This is a genomic window from Paraburkholderia sp. J8-2 (genome assembly GCF_905220195.1).
GTDB lineage: Bacteria > Pseudomonadota > Gammaproteobacteria > Burkholderiales > Burkholderiaceae > Paraburkholderia.
This window is the reverse complement of record NZ_CAJMZA010000036.1, coordinates 15860-29704: the sequence shown is the minus strand read 5'-3', so window position 1 is coordinate 29704 and position 13845 is coordinate 15860. Positions and strand designations below refer to the sequence as shown.

General features: G+C 66.4%; 13 protein-coding genes. 4 read left to right on the top strand and 9 right to left on the bottom strand.

Annotated features, from left to right (window positions below; genetic code table 11):
• Nucleotides 1-32: 32 nt before the first annotated feature.
• From U5A52_RS37615 to U5A52_RS37580, 8 genes are read right to left on the bottom strand one after another with little or no spacing between them, the layout of a single operon-like run.
• The gene (locus U5A52_RS37615; RefSeq protein WP_321914964.1) at nt 33-1214 is read right to left on the bottom strand and encodes an FAD-binding oxidoreductase; all 1182 of its coding nucleotides are present in this window, start codon (nt 1212-1214) and stop codon (nt 33-35) included.
• Nucleotides 1207-2637, bottom strand: coding sequence for an NAD(P)/FAD-dependent oxidoreductase (locus tag U5A52_RS37610; RefSeq protein ID WP_321939135.1), 1431 nt, complete (start codon nt 2635-2637; stop codon nt 1207-1209). The genes U5A52_RS37615 and U5A52_RS37610 overlap by 8 nt, the downstream gene beginning before the upstream one ends.
• Nucleotides 2627-3001: a (2Fe-2S)-binding protein gene (locus U5A52_RS37605; protein ID WP_321914962.1), complete on the bottom strand. Its 375-nt coding sequence runs from the start codon at nt 2999-3001 to the stop codon at nt 2627-2629. The genes U5A52_RS37610 and U5A52_RS37605 overlap by 11 nt, the downstream gene beginning before the upstream one ends.
• 7 nt (nt 3002-3008) lie before the next feature.
• On the bottom strand, nt 3009-4151 hold the full coding sequence (locus U5A52_RS37600; protein WP_321939133.1) for an FAD-dependent oxidoreductase: 1143 nt from the start codon (nt 4149-4151) through the stop codon (nt 3009-3011).
• Complete coding sequence (locus tag U5A52_RS37595; protein ID WP_321914960.1) at nt 4148-4945, bottom strand: ABC transporter permease; 798 nt, start codon at nt 4943-4945, stop codon at nt 4148-4150. Before U5A52_RS37595 ends, U5A52_RS37600 begins: the two co-directional genes overlap by 4 nt.
• Before the next feature lie 11 nt (nt 4946-4956).
• On the bottom strand, nt 4957-5829 hold the full coding sequence (locus U5A52_RS37590) for an ABC transporter permease (RefSeq protein WP_321914959.1): 873 nt from the start codon (nt 5827-5829) through the stop codon (nt 4957-4959).
• The gene (locus U5A52_RS37585) at nt 5816-6886 is read right to left on the bottom strand and encodes an ABC transporter ATP-binding protein (protein ID WP_321914957.1); all 1071 of its coding nucleotides are present in this window, start codon (nt 6884-6886) and stop codon (nt 5816-5818) included. Before U5A52_RS37585 ends, U5A52_RS37590 begins: the two co-directional genes overlap by 14 nt.
• Before the next feature lie 55 nt (nt 6887-6941).
• The gene (locus U5A52_RS37580; RefSeq protein ID WP_321914956.1) at nt 6942-7997 is read right to left on the bottom strand and encodes an ABC transporter substrate-binding protein; all 1056 of its coding nucleotides are present in this window, start codon (nt 7995-7997) and stop codon (nt 6942-6944) included.
• 179 nt (nt 7998-8176) lie between these two features.
• Between U5A52_RS37580 and U5A52_RS37575 the strand changes: the two genes are divergently transcribed.
• Nucleotides 8177-9124 (top strand): LysR substrate-binding domain-containing protein, encoded by a 948-nt coding sequence (locus tag U5A52_RS37575; protein ID WP_321914954.1) that lies wholly within the window; start codon nt 8177-8179, stop codon nt 9122-9124.
• A gap of 9 nt (nt 9125-9133) precedes the next feature.
• Here the strand turns inward: U5A52_RS37575 and U5A52_RS37570 are convergent, their stop codons facing one another.
• Nucleotides 9134-10063 (bottom strand): LysR family transcriptional regulator, encoded by a 930-nt coding sequence (locus tag U5A52_RS37570; protein WP_321939131.1) that lies wholly within the window; start codon nt 10061-10063, stop codon nt 9134-9136.
• Nucleotides 10064-10190: 127 nt separating this feature from the next.
• Between U5A52_RS37570 and U5A52_RS37565 the strand changes: the two genes are divergently transcribed.
• Genes U5A52_RS37565 through U5A52_RS37555 form a run of 3 tightly spaced genes read left to right on the top strand, consistent with a single transcriptional unit; the run spans nt 10191 to nt 13797 of the window.
• A complete protein-coding gene (locus U5A52_RS37565; protein WP_321939129.1) occupies nt 10191-11129 on the top strand; it encodes a hydroxymethylglutaryl-CoA lyase in 939 nt (312 codons plus the stop codon).
• A gap of 16 nt (nt 11130-11145) precedes the next feature.
• Nucleotides 11146-12297, top strand: coding sequence for a CaiB/BaiF CoA-transferase family protein (locus U5A52_RS37560; RefSeq protein ID WP_321939127.1), 1152 nt, complete (start codon nt 11146-11148; stop codon nt 12295-12297).
• A gap of 60 nt (nt 12298-12357) precedes the next feature.
• Nucleotides 12358-13797 carry an MFS transporter gene (locus tag U5A52_RS37555; protein WP_321939125.1) on the top strand — a complete coding sequence of 480 codons (1440 nt, stop codon included), beginning with the start codon at nt 12358-12360 and terminating at the stop codon, nt 13795-13797.
• The last annotated feature ends 48 nt before the right edge of the window (nt 13798-13845 follow it).

Here is a 13845-nt window from a genome sequence, read left to right as displayed (position 1 = left end):
CTTCGCCATCTTGGCGATACAGGGTGAGAGAATCAATGCGCAGCAACGCCGGCCATTGGCGCGTGCGCCGCGGCACGCTCGAAGCGGTCGATCGCGAACGCATCGAGCGAAAGCGAAGGCTCACCGTCGAGCACGAGTTCGGAAACGAGCCGCCCGCAAGCGGGCCCGAGTTGAAAGCCGCTGCCGCAATAGCCGAACGAGTAGTAGAGGTTCGAGGCGCGCCGGCTTGCCGATATGACGGGCAGCGAGTCGGCCGTGAACGCTTCCACACCGGCCCATGCGCGGTTCACGCCGAGATGGCGCAGATGCGGAAACAGATCGACTACAGTCTGTGCGCTTTTCACGAGCCGCATGAAATCGACTTCGCCGTGGCGCCCAGGCAAATCCGCGATGCCGATCAGCTTGCCGCCAATCACCACCGTGCCGTTGTCGAACTGCTTGAACGAAAGCGGGCGGCCCGTCGCGCCGAGCGTCGCGCGGCAGAACGGCGCCACGCGATGCGTGACCATCAGCATGAGCCCTTCGGGGTGAACAGGCACGCTCTCGCCAGCCTGGCGCGCCAGTTCGCCCGACCACGCGCCCGCCGTGACGAGCAGCTTGCGCGCGGCAAAGGTGCCGCGCGGCGTTTGGGCGATCCAGCGCTCGCCGCGCGGCTCGATGCGCGTGACCGGCGTGCCTTCAAAAAAGCGCGCACCATGCTTTTGCGCGGCGAGGCGAAACGCCGTGGTGGTGCGAAAGGGCAGCGCGTAGCCGTCGCGCTCGACCCAGATGCCGCCCGTCACGTGCCTGGCCAACGCCGGTTCGAGTTCGAGCACCGTCTCACGGTCGATCAGCTTTTCGTGCGTGAAGCCGTGCGATTCGAGCAAGGCGACGCGTTCGCGGCATTCGTCCAGTTCGGCCTCGGTTTCGGCAATCTTCAGTTGTCCGGAGGGAACGAAGCCGCCGTCGTCGCCGATGGTTTCGGGCAGCGCGTGCCAGATTTCGCGCGACATGAGCGCGAGCGGAATCTCGGGAAGCGGGCGTCCGAGCGTGCGCACGCCACCGGCGTTGACGCCCGACGAATGGCGGCCCACGTAGTCGGCTTCGAGCACGGTCACGCTCACGCCGCGCCGCGCCATGTGAAAGGCGCTGCTCGAACCGTGCAGGCCGCCGCCGATCACGAGCACGTCCGCTTCCTGTACGGCGCTCGCGGAGAGAGTTCGGGCGTCATTCACCGGCGAGTTCTCCGAGCGTGAGCGGCTTGATGGGCGGGCGAATGCGGTAGTAGCCGACCTCGGCTGGCGGCACGTTGCGCGCATCGGCGATCACTTCGGTCACGGTGAGTCCGCACATGCGGCCCTGGCACGGCCCCATGCCGCAGCGGCCGAATGACTTCGCCTGGTTCGGGCCGACGCAGCCGAGGCCGACGAACCCGCGCAACTCGCCCGCGGTTACTTCCTCGCAGCGGCAGACGATGGTGCTGTCGGCGGGAATACGGTTCGCGTCGCGCGGGCGGTAAAGGCTGTCGAGGAAAGGACGGATGCGCATCACGCGCTCCAGTTCCGCGCGATGCGGGGCGGCCTCGCGGTCGCGCGAGGCCAGGTCGATGGTGCCCAGTTGCGCCGCAGCGGCGAGCGCCGCGAGCGTGCCTTGTTGCGCGGCGGCCTGCGCGCCGCCGATGCCCGCGCCGTCGCCGGCCACGAAGATGCCGGGCACGTCGAGTTCGCCCCATGCGTCCGTTTGCGGCTTGAAGCAAAGCTGTCCGTTGTCCCAGCGATGTGTGGCGCGCAGCGCCTGCGTGAACTGCGTATTGGGCACCACGCCCTGGTGCAGCAGGATCACATCGGCCTCGATACGTTGCGCACGGCCTTGCGACGTGAACGTGAGCGCGGCTGCGCGCTGCACGCCGTCGCTGTCCTGGCGGCCTTCGACGGCAAGGTCGTCGGCGGCTTCGAAAATCGGCACCTTGGCCTCGCGCAGCGTGCGGATCAACTGCAGGCCTTTGCTCAAGAACGGCCACGAGCGCAGCGCGGCCAGCAGGTGGCGTTTCGCACGCCAGCGGTCTTCGTGGCGCGTGGTGTCGACGAGCGCGCGAATCGGCACGCCCGCCCGCACGTATTGCCAGCCGAGCAGATAGAGCAGCGGCCCGCAGCCCGCGAGCACGGGTGGCGAGGCGGGCACTTCGCCCGCGCTTTTCAGCAGGATTTGCGCCGCGCCCGCCGTGAGCACGCCGGGCAGCGTCCAGCCGGGAATGGGAAAGGGCCGCTCCAGCGCGCCGCTCGCGAGAATCACGCGCTTGGCCTGCAAGCTGCCCACCTTGCCGTCCTTGAGGTAGTGAACCGCATGCTCGCGCGTGACCTGCCACACGGACGCATGCGCTACGTGGCGCGCGCCTGAGCGTGAGAACGCCTGGGCGATGGCGTCGCCCGCCGCGTAGTCGGGGCCGAGTATCTCCTTGCGGCGCGCGTCGGCGCGGCCTATCGCGCGGTAGATCTGGCCGCCTACGGCGTCCTGCTCGTCGATCAGGACCACTGAGAGTCCGGCGCGCGCCGAACGCGTCGCCGCGCTCATGCCTGCGGGACCGGCGCCGACCACGACGACATCGATGGCTTCTGCGTGGAAATCGGCTTTGGCGTCGCCTTGATAATCACCGGGCATGAGCGTTCTCCTCGAGCGTGTCGGCATTCGTGGCCGCTCCGGGCGGCAGGTCGCGCGCGCCTTCCTGCGAGCGGATATGCATGCCCCCGTGCACGGGCACCATGCAGCTCTGGCGGCTCGGCACGCCGTCTATTTCCACGAGACATTCGAAGCACGCGCCCATCATGCAGAATGGTGCGCGTGGCGCTCCCGAAACGGGCGTCGCGCGAAACCGCGATATGCCCGCGGCGAGCAACGCAGCGGCGACGGAGCGATCGCCAGGCACGGAGAGCGGTTGGCCGTTGAACCAGATATCGACGCGCTTTTCGGCGTCGGTGAGCGTCTTGAACAGCGGCGCGGGCGCTTGGGTAGAGTGGGCTGTCATGGCAGGGTCAGTGAGCAAGGATCGGTTCGGCAGCCGCATCGGTTGCGAAGCGGTTTGCGGAGAAGGCGGGGAGTTCGGCGGGCATTGGCGCGCCCAGAATCCACGGGGCGATCCGCAGCGCGTGGGCCGCAGCGAGCGTCACGCCGCTATGGCAAGTGACGACGAAGGCCCCCGGATGCGCCTCCGACTGGTCGTAGATCGGAAAGCCATCGGGGCTGTACACGCGCAGCGCGGCCCACATGCGCACGAGCCGCACATGGGCCAGCATGGGAAACGCGCGCACGCCGCGCGCCGCAATCTGGCGCAGGATCGGCGTAGTGGTGAAGTCGTTGAAGCCGGCCTCTTCCATCGAGTCGCCGAACTGCACCGTGCCTTCGTCGGTCTGCCGCACGTTGATGGTCGGGTAGCGCAGAAACGGTTCGACGCGCTCGCTCACGAGCACCTGGCCGCGATTGGGCGCAACGGGCGCATTCAGGCCCACGTGCGGCGCGAGCGTGCGATTGCCGAGCCCCGCTGCGAGCACGACGCGCGCCGCGTGGTACACGCCGCGCCGGCCCTGCACGCTGAAGCCGCTGGTTCCGGCTACAACGCGCTCGGCGCGCTCGCCGGAGACGAGCCGCACGCCGCGCCGTTGCATCGCGACATGCAATGCACGCAGCAGCTTGAGCGGGTTGACGTGGCCATCCATCGGCGTATAGCTTGCGCCCGCGACCTCGGGGCCGATGCCCGGAAGCCGCTCGCGCAGCTCTCGATTATTTAGCAGTTCGAACGGATAATCGCCGATCTCGGCCTGCAAGGTGGAGAGCCGTTTAAGGCGTTCGGCGAGTTCTTCGTCCGAGAAGCAGATATGAAAGCCGCCGGGCTGTCGCAGCGCGACGTCCACGCGCGCTTCGTCGGCGAGGCTTTGCGCGAGAAGTGGCCAGCGCTGCGCCGAACTGCGCGACCAGCGCGCGTACGGCGAAAGGCCGTAACCTTTGCCCTGAATCCAGACGAGGCCGAAATTGCCGCGCGAGGCGCGAAAGCCGCCGTCGTCCTCGTCAAGCACGGTCACGCGCGCGCCTTCACGAGCGAGGCCGTAGGCCACGGCGGAGCCGACGAGGCCGCCGCCGATCACGAGCACGTCGGGGCTCGTGGAGGAGTGTTGTGTCATCGGGCTTCTCCGATCAGGATGCGGTCCAGCCCGACCATGCGGTCGAGCAGCAGCATCAGCAGGATCGTGCCGACGATCAGCACCGCCGACACCGAAGTGACGAGCGGATCGATCGTTTGCGCGATCTGGTTGTACATGGCGACGGGCAGTGTGGTGGTGCCGGGCGTCGCGACGAAAATCGTCATGGTCAGTTCATCGAAGCTCTGGATGAACGACAGCACCCAGCCGCCCGCTACGCCCGTGCGGATCATCGGCAGCACGACGCGGCGGAACGCCGTGAAGCGACTCGCCCCGCACGAAAGGGCGGCACGCTCGGCGTCGCGATCGAGGCCGACCGCCGAAGAAAGCGCGAGGCGCAGCGCATACGGCAGCACGATCACCACGTGCGCGGCGACGAGTGCCCAGAAGGAACCGTTCAGGTTGAGCAGTGAAAGAAAGCGCAGGAACGCAATGCCGAGCACCACGGCGGGGATCATCATCGGCGAGAGGAAGAAGCTCACCAGCGCGCCGCGGCCTGCAAAGCGGTAGCGCGCGATGGCGAGCGCGGCGGGCACCGCGAGCGCCACGCCGATGGTGGCCGCCGCGAACGCGAGGCGCACCGAAAGCCAGAACGCGGCGACAATGTCGCCGTTCTGCAGGATCGCGCGAAACCAGCGCAGCGAGGCACCGTCGAACGGCATCGAGATATAGCCCTTGTCCGTGAAGGCCACGAGCAGCACCACGACGATCGGCGCGAGCATGAAGGCGAGAAAGAGCGCGTTGAACGCGAGCCCGAGGAATCCGTTGCGTTTCATGTCGAGCCCCGTTAGTCGAAGATGTGCTTGAAGCGGCGCTCGGCGAGACGGCTGCAGCCCATCACGATTGCCACGTTGGCGATCAGCAGCAGCACGGCAATGCTCGCGCCCAGTGGCCAGTTCAGCGTACCGAGGAACTCGTCGTAAGCAGCCGTGGCGACGACCTTCAGCCGCCGCCCGCCGATCAGCGCAGGCGTAGCGAACGCGGAGGCCGAGAGCGCGAACACGATGATCGAACCCGAGAGCACGCCCGGCATGATCTGCGGCAGGATCACGCGGCGGAACACGCGCAGCGGCGAGGCGCCGAGCGAGCGGCCGGCCCATTCCACCTGCGGATCGAGCTTTTGCAGCGTCGCCCAGACCGACATCACCATGAACGGCACGAGCACGTGCGTGAGCGCGATGATCGTGCCGGTCATGGTGAAGACGAGGCGAATGGGCTCGTCGGTGATGTGCAGCGCCTGGAGTGCGTTGTTGAGCACGCCGTTATTGCCCAGCAGGATTTGCCAGCCGAGCGTGCGCACGACCACGGAAATCAACAGCGGGCCGAGCACGATCAACAGACAAACGGATTGCCATGGACGCCGCATGCGCGCGAGCACCAGCGTTTCCGGCACGCCGAGCACGATGGAAAGCAGTGTGACGGCGAACGCCAGGCCCGCAGTGCGCAGGAAGATTTCACCGTAGTACGGATCGCTCAGGACCTCCAGGTAATTCGTAACGGTCCAGCCGCGTTGCACGCCCGCAAGATCGCTGAACACATGAAACGAGAGCACGAAGGTGAGCAGCAGCGGCACCAGCAGCAGCGCGAGAAACAGCAGCAGCGCGGGCGCGGAGAGCAGCCAAGGCGCGGCGCCCGCGCGCGAGTCGTCAAGCGTTGCCATGGGCGCCCTCCCGCGTGAGCACGCGCAGATCGTCGTCGGTCCACGCGAGTCCGACTTCGTGGCCCTCATCGGGCGGCGGCGCACCGTGATTGGGTTGCGCGATATGCAGCTTGCCAAGCTCGGTCTCGACGGCGAGCAGCCACTGATTGCCGACGAACACGCGCGTGCTCACGCGGCCTGTGAGGCGCGCGTCGCCATTGGCGAGACGCACTTTTTCGGGGCGGATATAGACGTTCACGGCGCCCGCGACCTCGCGGCCTTCGTGGGGCACGTGCAGCATCGTGCCGCCTACCTCGACCTCGGCGCAGCGCAGGTTGCGGCGCAGGACTTCGCCTTCCAGCGTATTGGTGCGGCCAAGGAAGGTCGAAGCGAACGGCGTGGCCGGGCGCTCGTACGCGTCGAACGGTGTGCTCAACTGCGCGATCGTGCCGCGATGCATGACCGCAATGCGGTCGCTCATCGTCATCGCTTCCACCTGGTCGTGGGTCACGAGAATAGTCGTGATGCCAAGGCGCTTCTGGATCGCGCGCAACTCGATATGCATCTCTTCTCGCAGCTTGGCGTCGAGATTCGACATCGGCTCGTCGAGCAGCAGCAGTTCGGGCTGCATGGCCAGTGCGCGAGCAATCGCCACACGTTGGCGCTGGCCGCCCGAAAGCTCTTTCGGGTAGCGCGCGTCGAGCCCGCGCAGGCGCACGAGGTCCAGCGCCTCGGCAATGCGCTCGGCGCGTTGCGCGCGCTTCATCTTCTGCATCTCCAGACCGAAGCCCACGTTGCCGGCCACGGTCATGTGCGGAAAGAGCGCATAGCTTTGAAACACCACGCCGATGCCGCGTTTTTCGGGCCGCTCGTGCGTGATGTCGCGGCCGTCTAGCGTGATGCGGCCCGTGCTCGGCGTGACGAAGCCCGCGATCATCTGCAGTGTCGTCGTCTTGCCGCAGCCCGAGGGACCGAGCAGCGAGAGAAACTCGCCGCGCGCGACCGTGAGGTCGAGCTGCTCGATCGCCGTGAAGTCGCCATAGCGCTTCGAGATGCCTTGCAGGGTGAGGAAGCTCATGAGCGTGGGTCCTCGCTGATCACGTGCGGTGGGTGCGGGGCAGGGAGCGCGCGCATCAGCGCTCGACCGAACGGTTCCAGCGCTCGGTCCACTCGGTGCGATGCTCGTTGATGGTGCTCCAGTCCATGGCCGTGAGCTTTGAGATCTGGTCAGGACCATAGGGCACGCGCGCGGCCACTTCCGACGTGAGCTTGACGGTCTTGTTGACGGGGCCAAGGCCGATGTCCGCTGCCTGCTGCGCCTGCACTTCCGGGCTCAGCAGGAACTGGATGAACTGTTGCGAGAGCTGCGGCTGCGCGTTCTGCGCAATGGAGCACGCGGCCACCTGCAGCGCCACGCCGCCTTCCTTCGGGTAGATGAACTTGAGCGGGAAACCCGTGTTCTGCAGCGCCACCGCGCGGCCGCTGCCGTAGGGGGCGATGATCACGTCGCCCGACTGCATGAGGCCGTCCATTTCGCCGGGCGTGGGCGCCCACGAAAGCACATTGGGCGCGACCTGTTTCGTCATCGCCTTGAAGCCGGGGTCGATGTCCTTTTCGCCGCCGCCGTTCAGGCGCGCGAGCATGACGAGCGTGTGCAGGCCGTAGGTGTTGGTGATCGGCGGCACGCCGAGCTTGCCTTTCACGCGCGCGTCTTCGAGCGACTTCCACGAGTCCGGCGCGGGCAGGCCGAGCTTTTTGAACGCCTGTTCGTTATAGCCGATGCCGGTCGCCACCATCCCCACGCCCACGGCGGTCGGGCCAATGTGTGCGAGCGGGTAGAGGTCCTTCATGACGGGCGCGTCGTCGAGCTTGCCGCACAGGCCGAGTTGCATTGCCTGGTACATCGGGCCGTCGTCCATCACGGCGACGTTGATCTGCTCGTGGCCCTTTTGCGCCTGGAGTTTCGCGAGCGTGTCGCTCGAATTGCCCGCCACATAGACGATCTTGACGTCATGCGCCTTTTCGAACGCCGGGATGATCTTCTGACGATAAAGCTGCTCGTTGGAGCCGCCGACGTTGGCGACGTACAGCGTGGTTTCGGCCTGGGCTAGCGAGGCCGCCGCGAGCGCGAGGGCGGCGAGCGCGGTTTTAGGCAGGAAGGTTGAACGACGGCGCATCGCGGCTTTCATGACGACGATCTCCATTCGATTGTGGGGAGCGGCGAACCGGACAGTGCGCCGATGCATCGCAGTCTGTGCCGGGCTGGCCATATCGTCCAATACGAATAAAATGCCAACCTATACGGTAATGATATGGACCAGGGTTAGGCCCTGGCGTGTGAATCAGGGTTAAGCCCAGGAGATCTGCCTTGAATCTGAAGCACGTCGAGGCGTTTCGCGCGGTGATGGTGTCGGGCTCGATGACGGCCGCCGCGAAAGCGCTTTACACCTCGCAGCCCAACGTGAGCCGCCTGATCGGGCAACTGGAGCGCGAGACCGGGCTCACGCTGTTTCAGCGCGTGGGCATCCGCCTCATTCCCACGAGCGAGGGCAACGCGTTTTTTCGCGAAGTCGAGCGGGCGTATGTGGGCCTGCAAGGACTCAGCAATGCCGCCGCGCAAATCCGCAATCTCGGCAGCGGACGCCTGCGTATCGCCGCGATGCCTTCTGCGGGGCTCACGCTCGTGCCGCACGCCATCGACAAGTTTCGCCGCCTGTTTCCGGGCGTGACGGTCTCGCTGCACGTGAACACCTCGGGCACGGTGAACCACTGGACCGGTTCGCAGTTTTGCGATCTGGGTGTGGCCGTGTACATCAGCGAGGCGTCGAATTGCGAGGTGGAATTGCTCTCGAAGGTCGCGGCCGTTTGCGTGATGCCGGCTTCACATTCGCTCGCGAAAAAGGCCATGATCCGGCCCGCCGATCTGGAGGGCGAGTCGTTCATCTCGCTGTGTCACGGCGACGGCACGCGCACGCAAATGGACGAAATATTCCAGCGTGCCGGGGTCGAGCGCGTCCTTGCCATCGAGGCGCAGTACACGGCAATTTGCTGCGAGATGGTCCGCTGCGGCATGGGCGTGACGCTCGCGCATCCCATCGTCGCGCGCGATTTCGCAGGGCCGGACATTGCCATCCGGCCGTTCTCGCCGGCGGTGATGTTCCCCACGTACCTGCTATTTCCGCCGAACCGGCCGCGCGAGCGTCTGGTGGCGGAGTTCGTCGAAGTACTGCGCGCGCATCACGATGGGTTGATTGCGCAGATGAAAGCGCCCGAGCGCGCGAGCGGGCGCAAGCGCACGAAGAAAGAGGCGGCTTGAGGCGGGCGCTCAGGCCGTGCGCTTCGCACCGCGTTTCTTCTGAGCCGCCCGCTCCACGAGATGCTCGACCATGCGCTGCGCCGCGGGCTGCAGCGCGTCGAACGCGCGAAAGCAGACGATGAAACGCCGCCGCGCCCAGGCATCGGTCAAGGCAATGGTGTGCACGTCCATGATGCGCCGGTAGGTGTGGCTCACCTCCTCGGGCACGACGCTGATGCCGAGATTGGCGGCCACTACGCGAAACGCCGCGTCGAGTGTCGACACCACCGCGCGATAGGCGACCGTGCGCCCGCTGCGCGCCGCCGACTGCCGCAGCATCGTATGCACGGCGGTGGAGGGCGGCAGGCCCACGTGCTCGTAATCGAGCGTCTCCTCGAAGGCGATGGTGCGGCGTTTCGCAAGCGGGTGCTCGGGATGCACGGCGAGCACGAGGCGGTCTTCACGCCAGGGGCGCGATTGCAGGCCCCCGAGTTCGACGTTGTCCCAGCACACGCCTAGCGAGGCCGCGCCGTCGCGCACACGTTGCACGAGTTCGTGCGACGTGCGCTCCTCCACGTTCACGCGAATGTTCTTGTACGCGGGCAGGCGCATGAACGACGCGAGGTCGTCGAGCAGCGCTTCGGCGATTGCGGAGGCCGAGGCGCACACGCTTACGCTGCCCGAGAGGCCGCTGCCGAGCGCGGCGACGTCGCTGGCCGCGCGCTCGAGCGTGAAGATCACGCTGCGCGCATGTTCGAGCAGCGCGAGGCCCGCCGCGGTGGGCTGCACGCCGCGGCGCGAGCGCGTGAGCAGCGGCACGCCGAATTCGCTTTCGAGCTGGGCAATGCGCTTGCTGATGGCGGAGGGCTCGATATGCTCCTCGCGCGCCGCACGTCCCATGTTGCCGTGCTCGCACACGCTCACGAGAAGGCGCAGGGTCTTGAGGTCGATGTCGTGCACGATGTCTCCTTACGGCATTTTGTGTGTTTCCAGATTGGAATCTTGAAGCTTCCAAAATACCGCTTTATGTATTTTGCGGAATGCCTAAAGTTAGCACATCGCTGGAGACAAAAACGGAGACACCTTCATGCCCCCATTACCACGGCGCGGCGTAATACGCGAGGTCGGCCTGCGCGACGGCCTGCAGAGCATCCAGACCGTGCTGCCTACCGAGCACAAGATCGCGTGGATACGCGCGGCATACGAAGCCGGTCAGCGCGAGATCGAAGTGGGCTCGTTCGTGCCCGCGCGCCTCTTGCCGCAACTCGCCGATACGGCGGAACTCGTCGCTTACGCGAAAACGCTGCCGGACCTCTTCGTCTCGGTGCTCGTGCCGAACTTGAAGGGCGCCGAGCGAGCGCTGGAAGCGCAAGCGGACCTCATGCTCGTGCCGCTTTCGGCGAGCGAAGCGCATAGCCTTGCGAACCTGCGCAAAACGCCCGGTGAAGTGGTGGCCGAGGTGGCGCGCATGCGCGCCGCGCGCGACGCCAGCGGCGCGAAGACGCTGATCGAAGGCGGCATCGGCACGGCCTTCGGCTGCACGCTGCAGGGGCGCGTCGAGCCTGCCGAGGTGCTGCGCTGCATGCAGGCGCTGCTCGACGCGGGCGCGGACCGCGTGAGCCTCGCCGACACCGTGGGCTACGCCAACCCCGCCGCTGTGCGAGCACTCTTCGAGGCCGCGCGCGAAATCGCGGGCGAGCGTATGTGCTGCGCGCATTTTCACGACACGCGCGGCCTCGCGCTCGCCAACGTCTATGCCGCGCTGCAGGCGGGCGTGACGCGCTTCGACGCCACGCTTGGCGGCATCGGCGGCTGCCCGCATGCGCCGGGCGCAAGCGGCAACGCGTCGAGCGAAGACCTCGCGTTCATGCTCGCGGACATGGGCATCGAAACGGGCATCGACATCGAACGGTTGCTCGCGCTGCGCGCGCGCGTGGCCGCGTGGCTGGAGGGCGAAACGCTGCACGGCACGCTCTGGCGCGCCGGCCTGCCGAAGACTTTTGGCGCAACCGCGCATCACGCCTGATTGATTGGAATTCCTTATGAATACGCAAACCCGGTTGCCACTCGAAGGCGTGCGTGTGGTCGAATTCACGCACATGGTCATGGGCCCCACCTGCGGGATGATCCTCGCGGACCTCGGCGCCGAAGTCATCAAGATCGAACCGCCAGGCGGCGACAAGACGCGCAACCTGCCGGGCCTCGGCATCGGCTTTTTCCGCTCGTTCAACCGCAACAAGAAGAGTGTGGTGCTCGACATCAACACCGAAGCGGGGCGCTCGGCGGCCGTGGAGTTGATCGGCGAGTGCGACGTGATGCTCGAAAACTTCCGGCCCGGCCTCATGGAAAAGCTCGGCCTGGATTACGCGACGCTCTCGCAGCGTTACCCGCGCCTCATCTATGTCTCGCACAAGGGCTTCTTGCCGGGCCCCTATGAAAAGCGTCTCGCGCTTGACGAAGTCGTGCAGATGATGGGCGGCCTCTCCTATATGACCGGGCCCGCGGGGCGGCCGCTGCGCGCGGGCACCTCGGTGAACGACATCATGGGTGGCATGTTCGGCGCGATTGGCGTGCTGGCCGCGCTGCGCGAGCGCGACACCACCGGCCGTGGCCAGGAGGTGCAAAGCGCGTTGTTCGAGAACTGTGTGTTCCTGAGCGCGCAGCACATGCAGCAATACGCCATGACGCACGAAGCGCCGCCGCCCATGCCGTCGCGCGTGTCGGCCTGGAGCGTGTACGACGTGTTCACGCTCGCTGAGGGCGAGCAGCTTTTCATCGGCGCGGTAAGCGACAAGCAGTTCGTGACGTTGTGCGACGTAATCGGCTGCCCGCAGCTTGCCGACGAGCCTCGCTTCGCGAACAACGCCCTGCGCGTGGCCGTGCGGCCTGAACTGCTCGAACGCCTGGGCGCAGTGTTGGCCACGCAGCAGGTCGCCGAACTCATGCCGCGCCTCGAAGCGGCAGGCATTCCCTACGCGCCGATCGTGCGCCCCGATCAGTTGCTCGACGATCCGCACCTCAAGGCGAGCGGCGGACTCGTGCCGATGCAGACCGACGACGGCGGCACGACCGAAGTCGTGCTGCTGCCGCTCATGATGGGCGGCCGCCGTCCCGGCGTGCGTCAGCCGCTCGCGAAGGTGGGCGAGCACACCGAGGAGGTGCTGGCAGGACTGAAGTCACGCGCGGCGACCTGAGCAAGCAGGCCCGGCATTCACAAGAAAGACGCCCAGCGAGGCGTCGTCACGGAGACAAGCATGCAACGAATCCTCGGGGCGGACGATCCGCTCGACGCCGTCACGGCCCCACCCGTGGGCAATCGCGCGGCGGCCGCGCTTTCCGCCAGGCTCGACCGCCTGCCCGCCACGCGCCAGCTCTGGATGCTGGTGATGCTGATATCGCTGGGTGGCTTCTTCGAGGTCTACGATCTCATCTTCACAGGGTATATCGCACCGGGCATGGCCAAAAGCGGCATGCTGCAAACCACCACGCACGCGTTTTTCGGCTTCAACGGCATAGGCGCGTTCGTGGCCGCGACGTTTGCGGGTCTTTTCGTCGGCACGTTCTGTTTCGGCTGGCTACCGGATAAATTTGGACGACGAAGCGTATTCACATTTTCGCTGCTGTGGTATTCGGCGGGCTCGGTGGCGATGGCATTCCAGCATACGTCGCAGGGGCTGATCCTGTGGCGCTTCATCACGGGCATCGGCGTGGGCATCGAGATCGTCACCATCGACAGCTACGTCACGGAGATGGTCCCGCAGCAAATGCGCGGGCGTGCGATGGCCTTGAATCAGGCGATCATGTTCTCAGCCGCGCCCATTTCAGCGCTGCTTTCGTGGTGGCTAGTGCCGCTGGCGCCGTTCGGTCTGGATGGCTGGCGCTGGGTCGTGCTTGCCGGTTCGCTCGGTGCGGCGATTGTGTGGTTCGTGCGCCGCGCCGTGCCGGAAAGCCCGCGCTGGCTCGTTACGCACGGTCAAACGGAGGCGGCCGAACGCGTGATCGCGCAGATGGAGCAGCGCGCCGTGCGCGAGAGCGGCCAGGCGTTGCCCGAGCCTTCTCCCACGCTCGTGCTGCCCGCGCATCGGCGCACTTCGCTTGCGGAGCTGTGGAAACCGCCGTACCGCGCGCGCCTCATCATGCTGATCGCGTTCAATCTGTGCCAGGCGGTGGGCTACTACGGATTCGCCAACTGGGTGCCCACGCTCCTGATCGGGCAAGGCGTGACCGTCACGAAGAGCCTGCTGTATGCGGTCGTGATCGCCATTGCGCTGCCGTGCGGGCCGTTGCTCGCGATGCTCGTGGCCGATCGCATCGAGCGCAAGTGGCTCATCGTCGGCTCGGCTTTCGCGGTGGTCGTGTTCGGGTTGCTGTTCGCGCAGGCACGCGGGCCGCTTGCGCTCATTTCGCTCGGTGTCCTGATCAGTCTCGCGGGGCAAACCATTTCCGTGTGCTATCACGCGTACCAGGCCGAGCTTTTTCCCACGGCCGTGCGTTGCAGCGCCAATGGCATCGTTTATTCCGCAAGCCGCGTGGGCGCCATGATGTCGGGTTTTATCATCGCCGCGTTGCTGCGCGATTTTGGCGTGAGCGGTGTGTTCGCCGGCATCACCGTGTGCATGCTCGCGGTGATGATTTCCATCGGCGGATTTGGGCCGCGCACGAATGGCGTGCGGCTCGAAGAGCTTTCGGCGTGAGGCAGAAGGGGATGAGGCGTGCCGGCCGGCACGCCTCGTAAGGCAACG

What these genes read in the sequence shown, in the direction of transcription:
- U5A52_RS37580 (WP_321914956.1), bottom strand. Translation starts at nt 7,997, where the DNA reads ATGAAAGCCGCGATGCGCCGTCGTTCAACCTTCCTGCCTAAAACCGCG.
- U5A52_RS37560 (WP_321939127.1), top strand. Translation starts at nt 11,146, where the DNA reads ATGAATACGCAAACCCGGTTGCCACTCGAAGGCGTGCGTGTGGTCGAA.
- U5A52_RS37565 (WP_321939129.1), top strand. Translation starts at nt 10,191, where the DNA reads ATGCCCCCATTACCACGGCGCGGCGTAATACGCGAGGTCGGCCTGCGC.
- U5A52_RS37590 (WP_321914959.1), bottom strand. Translation starts at nt 5,829, where the DNA reads ATGGCAACGCTTGACGACTCGCGCGCGGGCGCCGCGCCTTGGCTGCTC.
- U5A52_RS37600 (WP_321939133.1), bottom strand. Translation starts at nt 4,151, where the DNA reads ATGACACAACACTCCTCCACGAGCCCCGACGTGCTCGTGATCGGCGGC.
- U5A52_RS37605 (WP_321914962.1), bottom strand. Translation starts at nt 3,001, where the DNA reads ATGACAGCCCACTCTACCCAAGCGCCCGCGCCGCTGTTCAAGACGCTC.
- U5A52_RS37555 (WP_321939125.1), top strand. Translation starts at nt 12,358, where the DNA reads ATGCAACGAATCCTCGGGGCGGACGATCCGCTCGACGCCGTCACGGCC.
- U5A52_RS37610 (WP_321939135.1), bottom strand. Translation starts at nt 2,637, where the DNA reads ATGCCCGGTGATTATCAAGGCGACGCCAAAGCCGATTTCCACGCAGAA.
- U5A52_RS37595 (WP_321914960.1), bottom strand. Translation starts at nt 4,945, where the DNA reads ATGAAACGCAACGGATTCCTCGGGCTCGCGTTCAACGCGCTCTTTCTC.
- U5A52_RS37585 (WP_321914957.1), bottom strand. Translation starts at nt 6,886, where the DNA reads ATGAGCTTCCTCACCCTGCAAGGCATCTCGAAGCGCTATGGCGACTTC.